Here is a 24,685-nt window from a genome sequence, read left to right as displayed (position 1 = left end):
TCGTTCATCCCGCGTCCGTGGCGCGGGCCAGCGCGAGCAGCTCCTGCAGCTGCTCCGGATCGAAATCGGCCAGCTGCACCTCGACCAGGTGCTGGGCCAGCAGGAAAAGCTCAGGCTTTGCGAAGACGTCGCTCACGGAGAGCTCCACGTCCATCTCCCGCCTGATGCGGAACACCAGCCGGGTGGCCAGCAAGGAGTTGCCGCCCAGCTGGAAGAAGTCGTCGTGGCGGCCTACCCGCTCCACCCGAAGGAGGTCGGCCCAGATCGCCGCGACCGCCTCTTCGGTCTCGCCGTCGGGCGCCTCGTAGCCGCGCGCGGCGAACGCGTCGCCCCCCGGCGCGGGAAGCGCTCTGCGGTCAAGCTTTCCGTTCGGCGTCTGTGGATACTCAGCCATCCACACGTACGCCGCCGGCACCATGTACCCCGGCAGGCGATCGGCGAGGTGCGATTTCAAGGCGTCCACCGCGACCGGCTCATCCGACTGGTAGTACGCCACCAGCCGCCGGTCGCCGGGCACATCCTCGCGCACCAGGACGACCGGGGCGCGCACGCCCGGATGCTCCGCGAGCCGCGCCTCGATCTCACCCAGTTCGATGCGGTAGCCGCGCACCTTTACCTGGAAGTCGGTGCGGCCCAGGTACTCCAGCACGGCGGTGCGGGAGTCCGCGGGCACGGAATCAACGCCCCGACTCTCCCGCCAGCGGATGCGGTCCATCACCCGGTACATCCGCGCTCCCGGCGCGCCGAACGGGCAGGGGACAAAGCGCTCCGCCGTCATCGCCGGACGGTTCGCGTACCCGCGCGACAGCCCGGCGCCCGACAGGTAGAGTTCGCCTACCGCACCGGCCGGCACGGGCTGCAGATGGTGATCGAGGACGTACGCCTGCGTGTTCGCCACCGGCGTGCCGACCAGCACCTGGTCCGCGCCGCGCGGAACGACGTAATAGGTCGAGTACGTCGTGTCTTCCGTCGGTCCGTACAGGTTGCCGACCTTCTCCACCGTCCCCAGTTCGTACAGCCCCTGCGCCAGCGCGTTCGGCAGTGCCTCGCCACCCAGGTTCAGCGTCTTTACGCTCGCCGGAATGCCGCCGCTGCGCAGCAGCTCCGCCGCCGCGCTGGGCACCATGCTGACGTGCACCACGGGTTCGTCCAGCGTCGCCAGCTCCAGCGCGTTCTCGGCGATCACCAGCTTTCCGCCCCACGCCAGCGTGCCGAACACCTCGGCTATGGAGACGTCGAAGTTGATGGAGGTGGAAAATAACACCGATGAGCGCTCCTCGTCCGTAACGTTCTCCCGCAGCCAGTGCAGAAGGACGACGGTCGAGGAGTGGCGGATCATTACCCCCTTGGGCCGGCCGGTAGACCCGGAGGTGAAGATGACGTGCGACAGGTTCTCCGGCAGCACGCCACTTTCCGGCGCAGCGGCGGATTCCGTTGCGATCGCGTCGCGCTCACGGTCGAGCAGCAGCACCCCGGCCACGTTTTCGGGCAGGCGATCCGCCAGGCTCGACTCGGTGATGACGAGAGTGACCCCCGCATCCTCGAGCATGTAGCCCAGACGCTCGCGCGGGTACGCCGGGTCCAGCGGCACGTATGCGCCACCGGCCTTCAGCACGCCCAGCATCGCGGCCGCCAGCTCCGGCGTGCGCGGCAGGCAGATGCCCACGCGCACCTCCGGCCCCACGCCGCGCCGCCGCAGCGCGTTCGCCAACTGGTTCGCCCGCGCCTCCAGCTGCGCGTACGTCCATCGTTCGTCGTGCCAGGAGAGCGCGACGGACTCCGGCGTCCGCGCCGCCTGCGCGCCGAACAGGTCGTGGACGCAGGCGCCAGCGGGGTACCCGGCGTCGGTGTCGTTCCACGCCTCCACCACCATGCGCCGCTCGGCCGCGGAAAGCAGGTCCAGCCGGTCCACGGGCGTGGAGTCGTCGGCGGCCATCTCTTCCAACACGCGGCGCAGGTAACCCACGTGCCGCTCCACTGTCGCCCGCTCAAACAGGGCAGTGGCGTACTCCACCACCCCGTCAATCCGCCCGCCATCCTCCCAGAGCGTCAGCGACAGGTCGAACTTCGAGGTCGCCCGCGACGACGCGTCCTCGGAATCCAGGTCGTCCAGGGGAGCCAGTGCCAGCCCCGGCAGCTCCAGGCCGTCCCCAGGCGCGTTCTGCCAGGCGAACAGCACCTGAAAAATCGGGGTGTGCGCCATGCTGCGCGCCGGCTGCACCCGATCCACCACCTGCTCGAAGGGGATGTCCTGGTTCTGCTGCGCTTCCATCGCGCGCGCTTTCACGCGCCCCAGCACCTCCGCCACCGTCGGCGCGCCGGAAAGGTCCACGCGCACCGGCAGCGTGTTGATGAAGAAGCCAATTAGATCCTCCACCTCCGCGCGGCCACGGTTGGCGCTCGGTGTGCCGATCACCACGTCGTCCTGCCCCGAAAGCCGCGCGAGCACCGCCGCCCAGCCGGCGAGCAGCGTCATGTAGAGCGTGGTGCCGTGCCGCTGCGACAGCGTCCGGAGCGCCGCCGCCAGCCCCTCGTCCAGATCCACGCCGACCAGCCCGCCGGCAAAGTCCTGCTTCGCCGGGCGCGCATGATCCGTCGGCAGCTCCAGCAGCTCGGGGGCGCCCGCCAGCGTCTGGGTCCAGTATTCCGCCTGGGCTTCCAGCACGGGGCCTTCCACCCAGCGGCGGTGCCACACGGCGTAGTCCGCGTACTGGATGGGAAGCGGCGGCAGCGGATCGGGCTCGCCACGCGCAAAGGCGGCGTACAGCATACCAACCTCGCGGTGCAGCACGCCGGCCGACCAGCCGTCGCTGACGATGTGGTGCATCGTCAGCAGCAGCACGTTGTCGTCCGCCGCCATCCGGATCAGGCGGCCGCGGAACAGCGGCCCCCGCGCCAGGTCGAAGGGCGCGTTCGTCTCCTCCTGCACCAGGCGCCGCAGTTCGTCCTCTGCGTCCGGCGAGGCGCGGAGGTCATGCTCCACCAGACGGAACCCGCTCTCCCCCGCCGGGGCGATGTGCTGCACCGGCTCCTCATCCACCGTGGGGAAGGAGGTGCGCAGCGCCTCGTGGCGGGCGACGATGCGATCCAGCGCGCGGACCAGAGCACCGCGGTCCAGCTCGCCCCGCAACCGCAGGCGCAGCGGCATGTGGTAGGTGCTGCCCAGGTTCCCCAGCTGCTCCAGGAACCACAGACGCTGCTGCGCGAACGACAGCGGAATCGGCGCGGTCCGATCTACCTGTGTGATCGCCGTCGCGTCCGCGCGCGCGGCCGTCTCCAACCCACGCGCGAAGTCCGCCAGCACCGGCCGCTCGAACACGTCGCGCGCCGAGACCTCCACGCCCAGCGCCTGACGAACGCGCGAGATGACGCGCACCGCCAGCAGCGAGTGTCCGCCCAACTCGAAGAAGTGGTCACGCCTACCCACGCGCTCCGTGCCCAGCAGCTCCGACCAGATCGCCGCGACCGCCTGCTCGGCCTGGCCCACCGGGGCTTCGTACTCGTGGGCCGCGTACGCGTCACCTTCCGGCGCGGGGAGCGCCTTGCGATCAACCTTGCCGTTCGGCGTCAGCGGCAGCGCGTCCAGCCGCACGTAGGCGGCGGGGACCATGTACTCGGGAAGGCGTTCCGAGAGATGTGCCCGCAGCACGTCCGCTGCGGCCGTCTCGTCACCCGCCACGTATGCCACCAGCCGCTTCTCGCCCGGCGCGTCTTCGCGCACCAGCACCACCGCTTCGCGCACGCCGGGGTGCTCCGCCAGCCGCGCCTCGATCTCGCCGGGTTCGATGCGGAAGCCGCGCACTTTCACCTGGAAATCGGTCCGGCCCAGGAACTCCAGCGACCCGTCCGCCAGCCAGCGCACCCGGTCGCCCGTCCGATAGAGCCGCGCCCCTGGCTGGGCCGAGAAGGGATCGGGGGCGAAGCGCTCCGCCGTCAGCTCCGGCCGACCCAGGTAGTCGCGCGCCACGCTGGCGCCGCCCAGCCACAACTCGCCAGCGACGCCGACCGGCGCCACATGCCCGCCAGTATCCACCACGTACAGCGCGGCGTTGCCCAGCGGCCGTCCCACCATCTGCCGCGCCGCAGTTTCGCCACCCAGCCGGTGCGAGGCGCAGATGATCGCCGCCTCCGTAGGCCCGTACAGCACGTGGATCGCGGCCGCCGGGAAGGCGATGCGCATCTCCTCCAGCAGGTCGGGCGCGACCGCGTCACCGCCCACGAAGGCGTGGCGCAGGCTGCCCAGCACTCCCTGCGGCGTGGCGCGCACTTCTTCCACGATGCGGCGCATCAGCGCAGGCACCGCGTGCACCGTGGTGCAGGACGCCAGGTCCTCCACCAGCCGCGGCACGTCCACGACGCGGTCGCGCGGGACCAGCCGCACGGTGCCGCCCCTCAGCAGCGGGAGCAGCGTCTCGAAGATCCAGATGTCGAAGGCGAACGAAGCCAGCGAGGGCACGCGGTCGTCTGCATCGAACCCAAACGCATCACCCGCAACGGCCAGCGTCGCGGCAACGCTCCCGTGCGGCACGCGTACGCCCTTGGGGCGGCCGGTGGAGCCAGAGGTGTAGATCACGTACGCCAGGTGATCCGCCGTCAGCCCATCGCGGCCTGGGTTCGTCGCGGGGAGCGAAGCCCACGCGTGCGACGCGGCGTCCAGTTCGACTACCGGCACGTCTGCACTCTCGACACGATCACGCAGATGCGTCTGCACGAGCACCGCCGCGGGGGCGCTGTCCGCAAGCATGTACGCCAGGCGCTCCGCCGGGTAGCCCGGATCAAGCGGCACGTACGCGCCGCCTGCCTTCAGGATGCCCAACACCCCCACCACCATCTCGGGGCTCCGCTCCACGCAGAGCCCCACCCGCGTCTCCAGCCCGATGCCGAGCGAGCGCAGGTGGTGCGCGAGGCGGTTCGCGCGGGCGTTCAGCTCCGCGTACGTGAGCGACTCCTCCTCGAAGCGCACGGCCACCGCGTTCGGTGTACGCGCAGCCTGGGATTCGAACCGCTCATGGATGCACCGGTCGGCCGGAGCTTCGGCCGCCGTCCGGTTCCACGCCTCAAGTATCTGCCGCCGCTCGGCCTCCGGAAGCACCTCGATGCGCGCCACCGGCCTCTCCGGCGCCGTCTCCAGTGCCTCGACCAGTCCCGCCAGCGCCGTGTTCATCAGCGCGCACACCCGCTCCGCGCCCACACCGGGCTGCACCTGCACCGTCAGGGAGAACCGGTCTTCCAGGTCGTTCACCGAGAGAATGAGCGGGTAGTTCGACCGCTCCCTTACCTCGACTTCCAGGGCGGCGCCGCTGGACGCTGGCCGCTGCTCTTCGCGATCCACGCCGTGCCGGTAGTTCAGAACCGCCGAAAACAGCGGCTCCGGGGCCTGAACCCCGCTCATCTGCTGCGCCAGCGCGAGCGAGGCGTGCTCGTGGCGCACCAGACTGGCCAGCAGCGCCTGCGCGCGGCGCACATTCGTCACCGCGCCCTCCTCCGCCACCTGGATGCGAACGGGCAACGTGTTGATGAACGGCCCCAGCACCTGGTCCGCGCCCTCCCCGCCCTGCATCCGCCCCAAGAGCACGGTGCCGAAAACCACGTCGCTCCGGCCAGAGACCCGCGCCAGCACCTGCGCCCACGCCACGTGGCACACGGCCGCCGCGCTCACCCCCAGCGCCCGCGCACGATCCCGCAGACGGACGCCCAGCCCCTCCTCCAGCTCCAGCGTCCCTTCCTCCAGCCCCAGCCCATCCCCGTGCACGTCGCGCAATCCGAACGGCGCCGTCGGCTCGTCGACGTCGCCCAGCAGCTCGCCGAAGAACGCCTCGTGCTCCGCGCGGCTCGCCCCCAGCCGCGCCTGCGCCACGTAGTTGCGGAAGGGCAGCGGCGCCGGCAGCTGGTCCGCGCGCCCCTCCAGGTGCGCGTCGATCTCGGCCCGCAGCACGTCCAGCGAAGTGTGGTCGCTCGTCATGTGGTGCTGCAGCAGCAACAGCACCCAGCGATCCTCGGCCACGTCACGGGTGACATACGCCCGCAGCATGGGCGCGCGGCCCAGATCGATCCGGTGATGCCGCGGATCGAAGCGCTCGTACAGCTGCCGCGCCGCATCGCCCGCCGCGGGGTCCGTCTCCACCTCCTCGACGGAGAGCGGAGCCTGACGCCAGACCACCTGCACCGGCTCCGACAGCCCCTCCCACACCACTGCGGTACGCAGGACGTCGTGCCGCGCGATCACCGCCTGCAAAGCAGCCAGGTAGGCATCCACCTGCTCGCGGCGCTCGAACGCGAACGGCATGTAGAGCAGGTAGGGGTCGCCCTCCCGCGTGAGCAGGTGGTGGAAGAGAATCCCCTCCTGCAAGGGCGCCAGGGGATAGATGTCCTGCACGTTCGCCGCGCCACCGGGCACCGCACCCACGATGCGGTCGATCCCCGCCTGCGTAAGCTCCACCAGCGGAAGCATCTGCGGCGTGATGGCATCGCAGCCGGCCAAGATGCGGTTCGGCGGGATGGCGATCTCGTTGAAGCGTCCGCCCGCCGCCGCGGCGAGCTCCGCCACCGTTGGCGTGGCGAACAGGGCACGTACGTCCGCACGCACACCGCGGCGCCGCATCCGTTCCACGAGGGTGACCGCCAGCAGCGAGTGTCCGCCCAGGGTGAAGAAGTTGTCCTGCACCCCCACCCGGTCGACCTTCAGCACCTCCGCCCAGACCGCCGCAATCACCTCCTCGGCCGGCGTGCGCGGCGCCACGTAGCTGTCCGCGTCCGCCGCGTACTCCGGCGCAGGCAGCGCCTTGCGGTCCAGCTTGCCGTTGGTCGTCAGCGGCAGCTCGTCCAGGAACACGAACGCGGACGGGATCATGTACTCCGGCAGGCCCTGGCGCACGTGCGCGCGCAACGCATCCGCCTCCACCTCGCCCACGACGTACGCCACCAGCCGCTGATCGCCCGCGTCCTCGCGCGCCAGCACCGCGCAGTCGGCGACGCCCTCGTGCTGGCGCAGCACCGCCTCGATCTCGCCCAGCTCGATGCGGAAGCCGCGCACCTTTACCTGGAAATCCGTGCGGCCCAGATACTCCAGCGTGCCGTCCACACGCCAACGCCCCAGGTCCCCGGTACGGTACATCCGCGCGCCACCTTGGGGCGAGAACGGATCCGGGACGAAGCGCTCCGCCGTAAGCCCCGGCCGCCCCAGGTAGCCACGCGTAACCTGCGCGCCGCCCACGTACAGTTCGCCGGCGATGCCGACGGGGGCAGGCTCGCCGCGCGGGTCCAGCGCGTAGATCCGCGTGTTGGCCACGGGCCGGCCGATCGATACCTGCCCGGCGCCGGTCTCGGCGAGCCGCTGCGAATGGATGGAGCACCCCACCACCGTCTCCGTGGGGCCGTACTCGTTGACAATCACCGTCTCGGGCAGATTTCGGATCCACCAGCCGATCTGCCCCCCGATCAGCGGCTCACCGCCCACCACCAGGCACGCCGCCCCGCCCACGGCGCCCCGCTCCGCCAGCCGCTCGCCCAGTACGCGAAGGTGCGCAGGGGTCAGCTTCAGCATCTCGCGCCCCCCGCGCTCCAGCACACGCGCCAGGCCTTCGACCGCATCGTCCTCCTCCACCAGCTCCACCGCCCCGCCACCCAGCAGCGGCACGAAGAGGCTGGTGACGGTCAGGTCGAAGGAAAGCGACGAGTGCAGCGCCGAGCCGCCACCGGGATAGGTGCGCGTCGCCCACGCCAGGTAGGCGGCCAGCTGCGCGTGCTCCACGGCCACGCCCTTCGGACGCCCGGTGCTCCCCGAGGTGTAGAGGACGTACGCCAGGCTCCGCGGGTCCACCGCGATTTCCGGAGCCGCCGCGTCCGCCCTCTCCATCTCCCCCCAGCGCGCATCGAGCGCAACGACCTCGACGCCTGCGTCAAAGGGAAGGCGGCCCAGAAGGCGCTCCTGCGTCAGCACAACGGGGAGGGCGGAATGCTCGGCCATGTACGCCAGACGCTCGGCCGGATACGACGGATCCAGCGGGACGTAGGCGCCGCCTGCCTTCAGCACGCCCAGCACGGCAACCACCATCTCCAGCGACCGCTCCAGGCTCAGCCCCACACGTACCTCAGCGCCCACCCCGCGCCCGCGCAGCCAACGCGCCAGCCAGTTGGCGCGCGCGTCCAGCTCGGCGTAGGTGAGCGAATCCGCACGGAAGACGACGGCTGTCGCGTCCGGCGTGCGCGCCACCTGCGCCTCGAACAGCTGGTGGGCGGGCACGGCGGGGAGATCCGCCCCGGTCCGATTCCACTCGTCGACGACGAGTCGCCGCTCGGCGTCGGGAAGCATCTCCAACGCGTGCACGGCCCGCGCGTGATCGGCCACCATCTGTTCCAGCAGGCAGCGCAGATACTCCACGTGCCGCTCCACCGTTGTCCGGTCGAAGAGCACGGTGGCGTACTCCAATTCTCCTTGGATGCGCCCGTCAACCTCCCACAGCGCCAACGACAGGTCGAACTTTGCGCTCACCTGGGCCGGCGAGCCCCCGGAACCCGCCAGATCCAGCGGGCCCACGGCCAGCCCGGGCAGCTCCGGGCTTTCTCCCGGCGCGTTCTGCCAGGCGAACATCACCTGGAAGAGCGGACTGTGCGCCAGACTGCGCACCGGCTGCACCAGCTCCACCACCTGTTCAAAGGGGATGTCCTGGTTCTGCTGCGCCTCCAGCACCCGCGCCTTTACACGATCGATCAGCTCCCCCACACGCGGCCCATCCGACAGGTCGATACGGACGGGGAGCGTGTTGACGAAGAAGCCGATCAGCTCCTCCACCTCCGGGCGGCTGCGGTTGGCGGTGGGGGTGCCCACGACGACGTCGCCCTGCCCCGAGAGGCGGGCAAGCACGGCTGCCCATCCGGCCAGCAGCGTCATGTACAGGGTGGTGCCGTGCCGCTGCGACAGCGTCCTGAGCGCCGCGGCCAGCGCCTCGTCCAGCTCCACACTGACCGACGCGCCGGTAAAGTCCTGCTTCGCCGGGCGCGGACGGTCCGCCGGCATTTCCAGCAGCTCCGGCGCGCCCGCAAGCGTCCCGCGCCAGTAGTCCGCCTGCCGCTGCAGGACCTCGCCCTCTACCCAGCTGCGGTGCCACACGGCGTAGTCGGCGTACTGCACCGGCAGCGGCGGCAGCGGATCGGGCTCGCCGCGCGCGAAGGCGGCGTACAGCGCGGCCAGCTCGCGGAACAGCACGCCCGCCGACCAGCCGTCGCTGACGATGTGGTGCATGGTCAGCAGCAGCACGTGGTCGTCCGCCGCCATGCGAATCAGCCGCCCGCGGAACAGCGGCCCCCGCGCCAGGTCGAACGGCGCGCTCGCCTCGTCAGACACGAGGCGGCGCAGTTCGTCCTCTGCATCGTGTGAGGCGCGGAGATCGTGCTCCGCCAGCCGGAACCCGCTCTCCTGGACCGGGGCGATGCGCTGCACCGGCTCGCCCTCCACCATCGCGAAAGATGTGCGCAGCGCCTCGTGGCGCGCGACGATGCGATCCAGCGCGCGGACCAGCGCGCCGGGGTCAAGATGGCCCCGCAGCCGCAGGCCCAGGGGGATGTGATAGGTGCCGCCCAGGTCCCCCAGCTGCTCCAGGAACCACAGCCGCTGCTGCGCGAACGAGAGCGGGATGTTGCCGGTGCGATCCACACGCTCGATCGCGTCCGCCTCCGCGCGCGCGGCGGTTTCCAGCCCGCGCGCGAAATCCGCCAGCACCGGCCGCTCGAACACGTCGCGTGGCGATACCTCCACACCCAGCGCCTGCCGCACCCGCGAGACGACGCGCACCGCCAGCAGCGAGTGCCCGCCCCGCTCGAAGAAATGGTCGCGCCGGCCCACCCGTTCCGCACCCAGCAGCTCCGCCCAGATCGCCGCGACCGCCTCTTCCACCCGGCCCGACGGCGCCTCGTACCCGCGCGCGGCGAACGCATCACCTTCCGGCGCGGGAAGCGCCTTGCGATCCACCTTGCCGTTCGGCGTCAGCGGAAGCGTGTCGAGCCGCACGTACGCCGCCGGAACCATGTACTCGGGGAGGCGCTCCGAGAGATGCGCTCGCAGCACGTCGGCACCGGCCGTCTCGTCGGCCGCCACGTACGCCACCAGCCGCTTCTCGCCCGGTGCGTCCTCGCGCACCAGCACCACCGCCTCGCGTACGCCCGGGTGCTCCGCCAGCCGCGCCTCGATCTCGCCCGGCTCGATGCGGAAGCCGCGCACCTTCACCTGGTGATCGGTCCGCCCCAGGAACTCGAGCGCGAACGTGCGAGAGTGCGAAAGTGCGAGAGGGGAACCAGCCTCGCGCGAATCGTTGTCACCGCCAAACTCCCGCACCTCCGCCCACCGCACCCGGTCGCCGGTGCGGTAGAGCCGCGCCCCCGGCTGGGCCGAGAACGGATCGGGGATGAACCGCTCCGCCGTCAGCCCCGGCCGCCCCAGGTAGTCGCGCGCCACGCTGGCGCCGCCCAGCCACAGCTCGCCCGCGACACCGAGCGGCGCCACCCCGCCACCGGGCTCCACCACGTACAGCGCGGCGTTCCCCAGCGGCCGCCCCACCATCTGCCGCGCCGCCGATTCCCCGCCCAGCCGGTGCGAGGCGCAGATGATCGCCGCCTCCGTCGGGCCGTACAGCACGCGGATCTCCGCCGCCGGGAACGCCCCCCGCATCTCCTCCAGCAGGTCCGGCGCAACGGCATCGCCGCCCACGAACGCGTGGCGAAGCGTGCGCAGCACCCCCTCTGGCCTGGCGCGGACCTCCTCCACAATGCGGCGCATCAGCGCCGGCACGGCGTGCACCGCGGTGCACCCGGCCAGATCCTCCACCAGCCGCGGCACGTCCAGCACGCGCTCGCGCGCCACCAGGCGGACGCTGCCGCCACCCAGCAGGGGAAGCAGCGTCTCGAAGATCCAGATATCGAAGGCGAACGAGGCCAGCGAGGGCACGCGGTCGTCTGCATCGAACCCGAACGCTTCACCCGCAACCGCCAGCGTGGCGGCAACGCTGCCGTGCGGCACGCGTACACCCTTGGGACGGCCGGTGGAGCCGGAGGTGTAGATGACGTAGGCCAGGTGCTCCGCCGTCAGCCCCTCGCGGCCTGGGTCCGTCGCGGGGAGCGAAGCCCAGTTCGGCGACGCGGCGTCCAGCTCGACCACCGGCACGTCTGCGCCCTCAACACGATCACGCAGATGCGTCTGCACGAGCACCGCCGCGGGGGCGCTGTCGTCCAGCATGTACGCCAGGCGCTCCGACGGGTAGCCCGGGTCCAGCGGCACGTACGCGCCGCCGGCCTTGAGGATGCCCAGCACCCCCATCACCATCTCCAGGCTACGCTCCGCGCAGATCCCCACCCGCGTCTCCGGGCCCACACCCAGGTCGCGGAGGTGGTGCGCCAGCCGGTTGGCCCGCGCGTTCAGCTCGCCATAGCTCAGCGATTCGTCTTCAAAGACGAGCGCCACCGCGTCCGGCGTGCGCGCCGCCTGCGCGGCGAACTGCTCGTGCACGAACGCTTCGCCCGGGGACTCGGCTGCCGTGGCGTTGAACTCCTCCACCACTCGGCGGCGCTCGGCGGCGGAGAGCAGATCCAGCCGGTCCAACGGCCTCGCATCGTCCGCGACCATCTCTTCCAGCAGGCGGCGCAGGTAGCCGAACCAGCGCTCCACCGTCTCCCGCTGGAACAGGGCGGTGGCGTACTCCACGAAACCGTGGATCCGCCCGTCATCCTCCCATAGCGCCAACGACAGGTCGAACTTCGCGGCCGTCCGCGACGACGCGTCCCCGGCATCCAGGGAATCCGCCGAACTCACCGCCAGCCCCGGCAGCTCCAGGCGGCTCTCGGGTGCGTTCTGCCAGGCAAACATCACCTGGAACAGCGGGGTGTGCGCCAGGCTACGCGCCGGCTGCACCAGCTCCACCACCTGCTCGAAGGGGATGTCCTGGTGGTGCTGCGCGCCCAGGGAGCGCTCCTTCACCCGCCCCAGAAGCTCCGCCGCGCTGGGCGAGCCCGCCAGGTCCACGCGCAGCGCCAGCGTGTTGACAAAGAAGCCGATCAGACCCTCGACCTCGCTCTGCCCGCGGTTGGCGCTGGGCGTGCCGATCACCACGTCGTCCTGGCCCGACAGCCGTGCGAGCACGGCCGCCCACCCGGCCAGCAGCGTCATGAACAGCGTGGCGCCGTGCCGCTGTCCCAGCGTCCTGAGCGCGGTGGTCAGCGACTCGTCCAGCTGCACCGGCAGCCAGGCGCCCGCGAAGTCCTGGCGGGCCGGGCGCGCGTGGTCCGTCGGCAGCTCCAGCAGTTCCGGCGCGCCGGCCAGCGTCTCGCGCCAGTAGCCCGCCTGCCGCCGCAGCACCTCGCCCTCCACCCAGCGCCGCTGCCACGCCGCGTAGTCCGCGTACTGCACCGGCAGCGGCGGCAGCGGATCGGGCTGGCCGGCCGCGAACGCCGTGTACAGCGCGCTCAGCTCGCGGCTGAAAATCTCCAGGCTCCACCCGTCCGAGACGATGTGGTGCATGGTGACCAGCAGCACGTGGTCATCCGCCGCCATGCGCACCAGGCGCCCGCGGACCAGCGGCCCCCGCGCCAGGTCGAACGGCGCGCTCGCCTCCTCCGCCATCAGCCGGTCCAGCTCCCGCGGGGCGTGGGGCCGGCCTTCCAGGTCGTGCTCCGCCAGGTGGAACGGGCTTTCGTCCACCGGGAAGATTCGCTGCGCGGGGACGCCGTCCGCCTCCGGAAAGCGGGTGCGCAGCGCCACGTGCCGCGCCACGATCCGCTGCAGCGCGCGCGTCAGCGCCTCGCGGTCCAGCTCGCCCCGCAGCCGCAGGCTCATGGGGAGGTGGTAGGCCGCGCCCGATCCCTCCATCTGCTCGATGAACCACAGCCGCTGCTGCGCGAACGAGAGGGCGAGCGGACGGGAGCGATCCACCGGCACGATGGTCGTCCCCTCCGCCCCCGCGGCCGTCTGCAGCGCGCGCGCAAAGTCCGCCAGCACGGGCCGGATAAAGAGGTCGCCGATCGACGCCTCCACGCCCAGCGCCTGCCGCACCCGCGAGACCACGCGCACCGCCAGCAGCGAATGCCCGCCCAGCGCGAAGAAGTTGTCCCGCCGTCCAATGGGCTCGATGCCCAGCAGTTCCGACCAGATCTCCGCCAGCGCGATCTCCGTCTCGCCCAGCGGAGGCTCGTGATCGCGCGAGGCGAACGCGTCCGCGTCGGGCGCGGGGAGGGCGCGGCGGTCCAGCTTGCCGTTGGGGGTGACGGGGAACGCGGTCAGCCGCACGAACGCCGCCGGGACCATATACTCCGGCAGCTGTTCGGACAGGTGCGCGCGCAGCGCTTCGCTCTCCAGCGCCTCGCCCACAAAGTACGCCACCAGCCGCTTGCCGCCCGGCCCGTCGTCCAGCGCGAGCACCACCGCCTCGCGCACGCCCGAGTGCGAGACCAGCCGCGCCTCGATCTCACCCAGCTCCACGCGGAAGCCGCGCACCTTCACCTGAAAGTCGGTGCGTCCCAGGTACTCCACCGTGCCGTCCGACATCCACCGGCACAGGTCGCCGGTGCGGTACATCCGCGCTCCCGGCTCGCCAAAGGGATCGGGGACGAACCGCTCCGCCGTCAGCCGCGGCCGGCCCAGGTACCCGCGCGCCACGGCAACGCCGCCGATGAACAGCTCGCCCGCCACGCCGACGGGTACCGGCTCGCCCGCACGGTCCAGCACGTAGACCGCCGAGTTGTGGATGGCGCGGCCGATGGAAACGCGCTCCGCGTCCGGGTTGCACGCCCACTCGGTCACCTCACCGGATTCCGTCGGGCCGTACTGGTTGTACAGGCCGACGGAGGGAAGCCGCTCGTGGAACTGCCGCACCAGCGCCGCGGATACGGCCTCGCCGCTCACCGGGACGCGCAGAAGGCCCGTGCACGTCTCCGCCTCCGGATGCTCCAGGAACGCCTGCAGCATGGAGGGGACGAAGTGCGCAACCGTGATCCCCTCGCGGCGGATGACGTCCGCCAGGTACGCCGGGTCGCGGTGGCCGCCGGGGCGCGCCATCACCAGCCGCGCACCCACCATCAGCGGCCAGAAGAACTCCCAGAACGATACGTCGAAGGAGAACGGCGTCTTTTGCAGCAGCGCCTCGTCCGGCGTCATCCCGTAGCGTTCCTGCATCCACGCCAGCCGGTTTACCAGGCTGCCGTGCTCCAGCATCACCCCCTTGGGGCGCCCGGTCGATCCCGAGGTGAAGAGCACGTGCGCCAGATTCCGCGGCCCCAGCCCGTCACGCTCCGGGTTCTCCGCGGATCGATCCGCCCACACCGCGTCGGCGGCGAGATCGAGGACGGGGATGGCGGATCCGGACGACAGGGCCGCGGCGGTGGCGGCCTGCGGCGGGTGCGTCAGCAGAACGGCCGGAGCGCTGTCTTCGACCATGTTGCGGAGGCGTTCCACCGGGTAGCTGGCATCGAGCGGAACGTAGGCGCCGCCGGACTTGAGGATGCCCAGCAGCCCCACCACCATCTCCACGCTGCGCTCCACGCAGATCCCCACCCGCACGTCCGGCCCGACGCCCAGCGCGCGGAGGTGGTGCGCCAGCCGGTTGGCCCGCGCGTTCAGCTGCGCGTACGTCACCGGCTCGCCCTCGAACACCACCGCCACCGCGCCGGGGGTGTGCTCCACCTGGGCTTCGACGAGTTCGTGGACGCACGCCTCGCGGGGGTACGCGGCTTCCGTGGCGTTGAACTCGCGCAGCACCAGCCGGCGCTCGGACTCGGCGAGCATCGGCAGACGGTCGATGGCGAGCGCATCGTCCGCGGCCATCGCCTTCAGCACCCGGCGCAGGTAGCCCACCCAGCGCTCCACCGTCTCCCGCTCGAACAGTGACGTGGCGTACTCCACATCGCCGGTGATGCGGCCGCCGTCCTCCCACAGCGCCAGCAGCAGGTCGAACTTGGCGGTCACGCGCGGTCCGGCGTCCGCGGTGGCCAGGGTGAGCCCCGGCAGCTCCACGCTCCCCCCGGGCGTGTTCTGCCAGGCGAACATCACCTGAAACAGCGGGCTGTGCGCCATGCTGCGCGCCGGCTGCACCCGCTCCACCACCTGCTCGAACGGGATGTCCTGGTTGCGCTGCGCCTCAAGCGCGCCCGCCTTTACCTGCGCCAGCAGCTCGGCCACGGTGGGCCGGGCGGAGAGGTCCACCCGCAGCGCCAGGGTGTTGACGAAGAAGCCGATCAGCGCCTCTACCTCGGGCCGCGCGCGGTTCGCCGACGGCGTGCCGACGACCACGTCGTCCTGCCCCGAAAGCCGGGCGAGCACGGTCGCCCAGCCGGCCAGCAGCGTCATGTACAGGGTGGTGCCGTGCCGCTGCGACAGCATTTTGAGCGACGCCGTCAACGCCTCGTCCAGATCGACCTGCAGCGACGCACCGGCAAAGTCCTGCCTGGCCGGTCGCGGATGGTCGGTGGGCAGCTCCAGCAGCTCCGGCGCACCGGAAAGCGTTTGCGTCCAGTACTCCGCCTGCGCCTCCAGCACCGGCCCTTCTACCCAGCGTCGGTGCCACGCGGCGTAATCGGCGTACTGCACCGGCAGCGGCGGCAGCGGATCGGGCTTGCCGCGCACGAAGGCGGCGTACAGCGCGCCCAGCTCGTGGAACAGCACGCCCACCGACCAGCCGTCGGAGACGATGTGGTGGACGGTCAGCAGCAACACGTGGTCGTCCGCCGCCACACGCACCAGCCGTCCGCGGAACAGCGGGCCGTGCACCAGGTCGAACGGCGCGTTCGCCTCGTCCGACGCCAGGCGGAGCAGCGCATCTTCCGCGTCCGGCGCGGCGCGGAGATCGTGGTCCTCCAGCCGGAACGCGCCCTCCTGGGCGGGGGCGATGCGCTGCACCGGCGCGCCATCCACCGCGGGGAAGGTGGTCCGCAGCGCCTCGTGACGCGCGACGATACGGTTCAGCGCGCGGACCAGCGCATCGCGGTCCAGATCGCCCCGCAGCCGCAGGCCCATGGGGATGTGGTAGGTGCTGCCCAGGTTGCCCAGCTGCTCCAGGAACCACAGCCGCTGCTGCGCGAACGACAGCGCGAGCGGGCCCGAGCGCTCCACCGGCACAATCGCCGTCGCCTCGGCGCGCGCGGCCGTCTGCAGCCCGCGCGCAAAATCTGCCAGCACGGGCCGCTCGAACAGGTCGCCCGGCAGCGTCTCCACGCCCAGCGCCTGGCGCACGCGCGAGACCACGCGCACCGCCACCAGCGAGTGTCCGCCCAGGCCAAAGAAGTCGTCCCCGCGGCCCACCCGCTCGGCGCCAAGCACCTCCGCCCAGATGGCGGCCACCGCCTGCTCCGTCTCGCCCACCGGGGCCTGGTACTCCCGGGCCGCATACGCGTCACCTTCGGGAGCGGGGAGCGCCCTGCGGTCCGTCTTGCCGTTTGGCGTCTGTGGATAGGCCTCCATCCACACGTACGCCGCCGGCACCATGTAGCCAGGCAGGCGATCGGAGAGATGCGACTTAAGCGCGTCCACGGCGACCGGCTCGTCGCCCAGGTAGTACGCCACCAGCCGACGGTCGCCGGGCACGTCCTCGCGCACCAGGACGACCGGGGCGCGCACGCCGGGATGCTCCGCGAGCCGCGCCTCGATCTCGCCCAGCTCGATGCGGTAGCCGCGCACCTTTACCTGGAAGTCGGTGCGCCCCAGGTACTCCAGAACGGCGGTGCGTGCGTGCGTCGGTGCGTGCGTGCGGGAGGCCGCGGAATCCACCTCCGCGCTCTCCCGCCAGCGGATGCGGTCCATCACCCGGTACATCCGCGCTCCCGGCGCGCCAAACGGGCAGGGGACAAAGCGCTCCGCCGTCATCGCCGGGCGATTGGCGTACCCGCGCGAGAGGCCATCGCCCGCCAGATAAAGCTCGCCGACCACACCGGGCGGCACGGGCTGCAGATGGTGATCGAGGACGTATGCCTGTGTGTTGGCCACCGGCGTGCCCACCAGCACCTGCTCCGCGCCGCGCGGAACGACGAAGTACGTCGAATAGGTGGTGTCTTCCGTCGGCCCGTACAGGTTGCCGACCTTCTCCACCGTATCCAGCGCGTACAGCCCCTGCGCCAGCGCGTTCGGCAGCGCTTCACCACCCAGGTTCAGCGTCTTTACGCTCGCCGGGATGCCCCCGCTGCGCAGCAGCTCCGCCGCCGCGCTGGGCACCATGCTGACGTGCACCACGGGCTCGTCCAGCGTCGCCAGCTCCAGTGCGTTCTCGGCGATCACCAGCTTTCCGCCCCACGCCAGCGTGCCGAACACCTCGGCGATGGAGACGTCGAAGTTGATCGACGTCGAAAACAGCACCGACGAGCGCTCCTCGTCCGTCACGTTCTCCCGCAGCCAGTGCAGCAGCACGACGGTCGAGACGTGGCGGATCATCACCCCCTTGGGCCGGCCCGTGGACCCGGAGGTGAAGATGACGTGCGACAGGTTCTCAGGAAGGACGCCGCTCTCCAGCGCATCGGTGGATTCCGCCGCGATCGCGTCACGCTCGCGGTCCAGCAGCAGCACCCCGGCCACGCCTTCCGGCAGGCGATCCGCGAGGACGGAATCGGTGATGACGAGCGTGACGCCCGCGTCCTCGAGCATGTAGCCCAGCCGCTCCCGCGGGTACGCCGGGTCCAGCGGCACGTATGCGCCACCAGCCTTCAGCACGCCCAGCATCGCGGCCACCAGCTCCGGCGTGCGCGGCAGGCAGATGCCCACGCGCACCTCCGGCCCCACGCCGCGACGGCGGAGCGCGTTGGAGACCTGGTTCGCCCGCGCCTCCAGCTGCGCGTATGTCCATCGCTCGCCGCGCCAGGAGAGCGCGACGGCTTCCGGAGTGCGCGCCGCCTGCGCGCGGAACAGGTCGTGGACGCACGCGCCACGGGGGTAACCCGCGTCGGTATCATTCCACTCCTCCAGAACCAGCCGGCGCTCCGTCTCTGGGAGCAGCGGCAGCAGGTCCACGGCCTGATTCTCGTCCGCCGCCATCGCCTGCAGCGCTCGCCGCAGGTAAGCGACGTGCCGCTCGACCGTCGTCCGGTCGAACAGCGCGGTGGCGTACGTCAGGGTGCCGGCGATCCGTCCGCCGCGCGGCGCGATGCTCAGCGTCAGGTCAAACGGCGCCGCACTTTCCCCAAGCCCGTCCAGCGGCGCGGAGTTGATGCCCGGCAGCTCCAGCTCGCCGCCAGACATCTCCTGCCACGCCAGCATCGCCTGAAAGAGCGGCGTGTGCGACAGGCTGCGCGCCGGCCGCACCCGCTCCACCACCTGCTCGAAGGGGATGTCCTGGTTCCGCTGCGCCTCCAGCGCCCGCTCGCGCACGCGCCGCAGCAGCTCTGCCACCGCCGGCGCGCCGGAAAGGTCCACCCGCACCGCCAGCGTGTTGACGAAGAAGCCGATCAGCCCCTCGATCTCCCGGCTTCCGCGGCCCGCCAGCGGCGTCCCCACCACCACGTCGTCCTGCCCCGAAAGCCGGGCGAGCACGGCTGCCCAGCCAGCCAGCAGCGTCATGTACAGGGTGGTGCCGTGCCGCTGCGACAGCGTCTTGAGCGCCGCGGTCAGCGCCTCGTCCAGATCCACCTCCAGCGACGCACCGGCAAAATCCTGCTTGGCCGGACGGGGACGGTCGGACGGCAGTTCCAGCAGTTCCGGCGCACCGACGAGCGTTCGGGTCCAGTACTCCGCCTGCGCCTCCAGCACCGGCCCTTCCACCCAGCGTCGGTGCCACACCGCATAGTCGGCGTACTGCACCGGCAGCGGGGGAAGAGGATCGGCATCGCCGCACACAAAGGCGGTGTACAGCGCGCCCAGCTCGCGGAAGAGTACGCCCACCGACCAGCCGTCGCTGACGATGTGGTGCATCGTCAGCAGCAGCACGTGGTCGTCCGCCGCCATCCTCACCAGCCGGCCACGGAACAGCGGGCCGTGCACCAGGTCAAACGGCGCCTCCGCCTCCTCCGACAGGATGAGGAGAAGCCGATCCTCCGCGTCCGGCGCGGCATGGAGATCGTGCTCCACCAGCCGGAACCCGCTCTCCTCCGCCGGGGTGATGCGCTGGACCGGCTCGCCATCCACCGCGGGAAAGCTCGTCCGCAGCGCCTCGTGCCGCGCGACGATGCGGTCAAGGGCGCGGACCAGCGCGCCGCGGTCCAGGTCGCCCCGCAGCCGCATCCGCATGGGGATGTGGTACGTGCTGCCCAGGTTCCCCAGCTGCTCCAGGAACCACAGCCGCTGCTGCGCGAACGACAGCGCGAGAGGGCCCGAGCGCTCCACCGGCACAATCGCCGTCGCCTCGGCACGCGCGGCCGTCTGCAGCCCGCGCGCAAAGTCCGCCAGCACGGGCCGCTCGAACAGGTCGCCCGGCAAGGTTTCCACGCCCAGCGCCTGCCGCACGCGCGAAACCACGCGCATGGCGATGAGCGAGTGCCCGCCCAGCTCGAAGAAGTTGTCCCCGCGGCCCACCCGGCCGGCGCCCAGCACCTCGGCCCAGATGGCGGCCAGTGCCTGCTCGGTCGCGCCAACGGGCGCCGCGTACGCCTGCGCCGCATAGGCATCCCCCTCCGGGGCCGGGAGCGCCTTGCGGTCGGTCTTTCCGTTCGGCGTCTGTGGATATTCCTCCATCCACACGTACGCCGCCGGCACCATGTACCCCGGCAGGCGGCTGGCCAGGTGCGACTTCAGCGCGTCCACGGCGACCGGCTCGTCCGCCAGGTAGTACGCCACCAGCCGCCGGTTGCCGGGCACGTCCTCCCGGACGAGGACGACCGGCGCGCGCAGACCCGGGTGCTCCGCCAGCCGCGCCTCGATCTCGCCCAGCTCGATGCGGTAGCCGCGCACCTTTACCTGGAAGTCGGTGCGGCCCAGGTACTCCAGTTCCCCGTCCGCGCGCCGCCGCACCCGGTCCATCACCCGGTACATCCGGCTCCCCGGCGCGCCGAACGGGCAGGGGACAAAGCGCTCCGCCGTCATCGCCGGACGGTTCGCGTACCCGCGCGAGAGGCCGTCGCCCGCCAGATAGAGCTCGCCGACCACACCGGCCGGTACCGGCTGCAGGTGGTGATCGAGGACGTACGCCTGCGTGTTGGCCACCGGCGTGCCCACCAGCACCTGCTCCGCGCCGCGCGGCACGACGTAATAGGTCGAATACGTCGTGTCCTCCGTCGGCCCGTACAGGTTGCCGACCTTCTCCACCGTGCCCAGCGCGTACAGCCCCTGCGCCAGCGCGTTGGGCAGCGCCTCGCCACCCAGGTTCAGCGTCCGCACGCTCACCGGGATGCCGCCGCTGCGCAGCAGTTCCTCCGCCGCGCTGGGAACCATGCTGGCGTAGACCACGTCTTCATCCAGCGTCGCCAGTTCCAGCGCGTTCTCGGCGACCACCAGCTTTCCGCCCCACGCCAGCGTGCCGAACACCTCGGCGATGGAGACGTCGAAGTTGATCGACGTCGAGAACAGCACCGACGAGCGCTCCTCGTCCGTGACGTTCTCCCGCAGCCAGTGCAGCAGCACGACCGTCGAGGAATGGCGGATCATCACCCCCTTGGGCCGGCCCGTGGACCCGGAGGTGAAGATGACGTGCGACAGGTTCTCGGGAAGGACGCCGCTCTCCCGCGCATCAACCGATTCCGCCACGATCGCGTCGCGCTCGCGGTCGAGCAGGAGCAGCGCGGATGCGTCCTCAGGCAGGCGATCCGCGAGGACGGAGTCGGTGATGACGAGGGTGACGCCCGCGTCCTCGAGCATGTAGCCCAGCCGCTCGCGCGGGTACGCGGGGTCCAGCGGCACGTACGCGCCACCTGCCTTCAGCACGCCCAGCATGGCGGCGACCAGTTCCGGCGTGCGCGGCAGGCAGATGCCCACACGCACCTCCGGCCCCACGCCGCGCCGGCGCAGCGCGTTGGATATCTGGTTCGCGCGCGCCTCCAGCTGCGCGTACGTCCACCGTTCGCCGGGCCAGGAGAGCGCGACGGACCCCGGCGTCCGCGCCGCCTGCGCGCCGAACAGGTCGTGGACACACGCGCCGCGGGGGTAACCCGCGTCGGTATCATTCCACTCCTGCAGAACCAGGCGGCGCTCCGCCTCCGGGAGCAGCGGCAGCCGGTCCACGGCCTGGTTCTCGTCCGCCGCCCTCGCCTGCAGCGCCCGCCGCAGGTAGGCGACGTGCCGCTCCACCGTGGCCCGGTCGAAGAGCGCGGTGGCGTACGTCAGGGTGCCGGCGATGCGGCCGCCGTGGGGCGCGATGCTCAGCGTCAGGTCGAACCCCGCCCCGCCCTCCTCCACCCCGTCCAGCGGCACGGCGGCGATCCCCGGCAGCTCCAGCTCGGTGCCGGGCATCTCCTGCCACGCCAGCATCACCTGAAAGAAGGGCGTGTGCGACAGGGTGCGCGCCGGCCGCACCCGCTCCACCACCTGCTCGAAGGGGATGTCCTGATTTCGCTGCGCCTCCAGCGCCCGCTCGCGCACGCGCCGCAGCAGCTCCGCCACCGTGGGCGTTCCCGACACGTCCACCCGCAGCGCCACCGGGTTGCCGAAGAACCCGATCAGCCCCTCGATCTCCCGGCTCCCGCGGCTCGCCAGCGGCGTCCCCACCACCACGTCGTCCTGGCCCGACAGCCGGGCGAGCACCGCCGCCCAGCCGGCCAGCACCGTCATGTACAGCGTGTTGCCGTGCCGCTGGCCCAGCGTCCTGAGCGCCGCCGTCAATGCCTCGTCCAGGTCAATCTGCAGCGACGCGCCGGCAAAGTCCTGCCGCGGCGGGCGGGGACGGTCGGACGGAAGCTCCAGCAGCTCCGGCGCGCCGGCCAGCGTCCGCGCCCAGTACTCCGCCTGCGCCTCCACGGCGTGGCCGCTCGCCCAGCGGCGGTGCCACACGGCGTAGTCCACGTACTGCACCGGCAGCGGCGGCAGCGGATCGGCATCGCCGCGGGCAAACGCGTCGTACAGCGCGCCCAGCTCGCGGCGCAGCACGCCCATCGACCAGCCGTCGGAGACGATGTGGTGGATGGTCAGCAGCAGCGCGTGGTCGTCCGCCGCCATGTGCACCAGCCGTCCGCGGAGCAGCGGCCCGCCCGCCAGGTCGATCGGCGCGCTGGCCTCGTCCAGCGCCAGGCGGCGCAGCGCGTCTTCCGCGTCCGGCGCGGCACGAAGATCGTGCTCCACAAGCCGGAACGTGCCCTCGTTGGCGGGAACGATGCGCTGGACGGGCTCGCCATCCACCACGGGAAAGGTCGTCCGCAGCGCCTCGTGCCGCGCGACGATGCGGTCCAGGGCGCGGACCAGCGCATCGCGGTCCAGCGCGCCGCGCAGACGCAGGCGCATGGGGATGTGGTACGCCGCGCCGGTGCCGCCCAGCTGCTCCAGGAACCACAGCCGCTGCTGCGCAAAGGACGCCGGGATCGCCGCGGTCCGGTCCGCGGGCGCGATCGCCGTGGTCCCGGCCCGCGCGGCGGTCTCCAGCCCGCGTGCCAGGTCCGCCAGCACCGGCCGCTCGAACAGCGCCTCCAGCGGCACCTCTACCCCGAGCGCGTCCCGCATCCGCGAGATCACCTGCATTGCCCGCAGCGAGTGCCCGCCCAGCTCGAAGAAGTTGTCCCCGCGGCCTACCGGCCCCATCCCCAGCACCTCGGCCCAGCTCTCCGCCAGCGCCTCCTCGACCGGGCCCGCGGGCGCCTCGTAGCTCCGTGCGGGGAACGCATCACCGGCCGTGGCGGGGAGCGCCGCGCGGTCCACCTTGCCGCTGGGCGTACGGGGGAGCGCGTCGACCCGCGCGTACGCCGCCGGAACCATGTACGCCGGGAGCGACGCGGCAAGGTGCGCCCGCAGCGCCTGGGCGGACGCGTCGCCGGCGTAGTGAGCGATCAGGTACCGGTCGCCCGTCGCGTCTTCGCGCGCCGTTACCACCGCCTCGCGCACACCCGCGTGCTCCAGCAGCCGCGCCTCGATCTCCCCCGGCTCGATGCGAAAGCCGCGGAGCTTTACCTGAAAGTCAGCCCGGCCCAGGAACTCGAGCTGTCCGTCCGCGTTCCAGCGCGCCTGGTCGCCCGTGCGGTACCGCCGGGCGCCCGCGCCGCCCGACGGGTCGGGGACGAACCGCTCCGCCGTGAGCCCCGGGCGGCGCAGGTAGCCGCGCGCCAGCAGACCGCCCAGGTACAGCTCCCCCGCCTCGCCCTCGCCCGCCGGTGCTCCCTGCGCGTCCAGCACGTACGCCGCGTGCCCGGGGAGCGGACTGCCGATCGGCACCGCCTCCCCGGCAAAGTCCGCCGCCACGTCGTAGACCGTGGCGGTGACCACCGCCTCCGTGGGCCCGTAGCCGTTGAGCAGACGCATCTCCCCGGCGCGCGCGTCGCCGGCGTGGAGAACGTCGCCGCCCACCAGCAGCAGCCGCACGCCCGGCAGCGCGGCCTCTGCCCCCGCCGCGGCCCGCACCTCGCGCCAGTACGCCGGGGGAAGGTTGGCGACGGTGATGCCCAGCGACCGCACCCGCGACCGCAGCTCTTCGGCGCTCCACGGCTCGGCCCCCCGCAGCACCAGGGTGGCGCCGCGAAGGAGGGGAAGGAACACCTGCTCCAGGGAAACGTCGAAGCCGCTCGAGGCGAACTGGAGGACGCGGTCGCCGGGGACGATCTCCAGCCGGTCCGCCATCACCGGCAGGTGCGCGGCCGCCGCGCGGTGCTCCACCGCCACGCCCTTGGGCCGGCCGGTGGTGCCCGACGTGTAGATCACGTACGCAAGGTGCTCCGGGCGGCAGCCGGCCTGGGGCGCGTTCTCCGGCTCCGCCGCGATCCGCTCCGCGTCGGCATCCACCCGCACCGCCACGCCGTGGGGGACGCGCCCGGCCAGCGCCTCGCGCGTGACGATCGCGTACGCGCGAGAGTCCTCCGCCAGGTACGCCAGCCGCTCCGCGGGGAGCGCGGGATCCAGCGGAACGTAGACCCCGCCGGCCTTGAGCGCCGCGAGGAGCGCCACCACCAGCTCCGGGCTCCACTCCAGGCACACCCCCACCGCCATCTCGGGCCCCACCCCCAGGCGTCGCAGGTGGTGCGCGAGGCGGTTGGCCCGCGCGTCCAGCTGCGCGTACGTCAGCGACTCGCCCCCGCAGACCACCGCCTCGGCGTGCGGCGTGCGCGCCGCCTGCGCCGCGAACAGCTCGTGAAGGCACGCATCAGGGAGGACGCCGGCGACGCGGAGGTGAAGCGCGGGATCAGCAAACCCGGGCACGGAGATGGCTCCCGTGCCCGGGATTGCGTCCCGTCCTTCCATCATGGGCGTCGACATCCGCGGGGCATGCCAGGAAACGGGTGACGCGAAAGCGAAGACGCTTCCGCGGGATTCGAGAACCGGAGGGATCTCGGCCGCTGTCCGCCCAGCGTCCGCGGTCTGCGGGAAGGAGGGACAGCTTCTGTCCGAGCAACCAGGATCGACGACCAATATGCGCCATCGTGCATGCCACGCACTGATCAGGCACTAGAACGAAAGGGCGTTAAGTCCCGGAAGACTCCCGAAATCTACCATCATAAGCCGCCTTCGGGAATACGTCCGCCCCCCTTCGGCCAAGGCCCGCATTCATCGCGTGCGTGCGGCGGCGGACCGGTGACAAACAGGAACCGGAGCCACGCGCGGTCTTCATGCTACCGACGCGCGTGGCTCCGGTCCGGCCGGAGATCCCATCCTATCCTATCAGTC

The 24,685-nt window shown here is 71.8% G+C and carries 1 protein-coding gene; it reads right to left on the bottom strand.

Annotation, left to right across the window (positions count from 1 at the left end; all coding sequences use genetic code 11):
- Positions 1–4: 4 nt before the first annotated feature.
- The gene (locus ACOJUJ_RS11940; protein ID WP_420127103.1) at positions 5–24,220 is read right to left on the bottom strand and encodes a non-ribosomal peptide synthase/polyketide synthase; all 24,216 of its coding nucleotides are present in this window, start codon (positions 24,218–24,220) and stop codon (positions 5–7) included.
- Positions 24,221–24,685 lie beyond the last annotated feature (465 nt).

Origin of the sequence: Longimicrobium sp. (genome assembly GCF_048594345.1) — a bacterium.
GTDB lineage: Bacteria > Gemmatimonadota > Gemmatimonadetes > Longimicrobiales > Longimicrobiaceae > Longimicrobium.
Note: the sequence above shows the minus strand (reverse complement) of the source record. Positions and strands in the feature narration are given on the sequence as shown.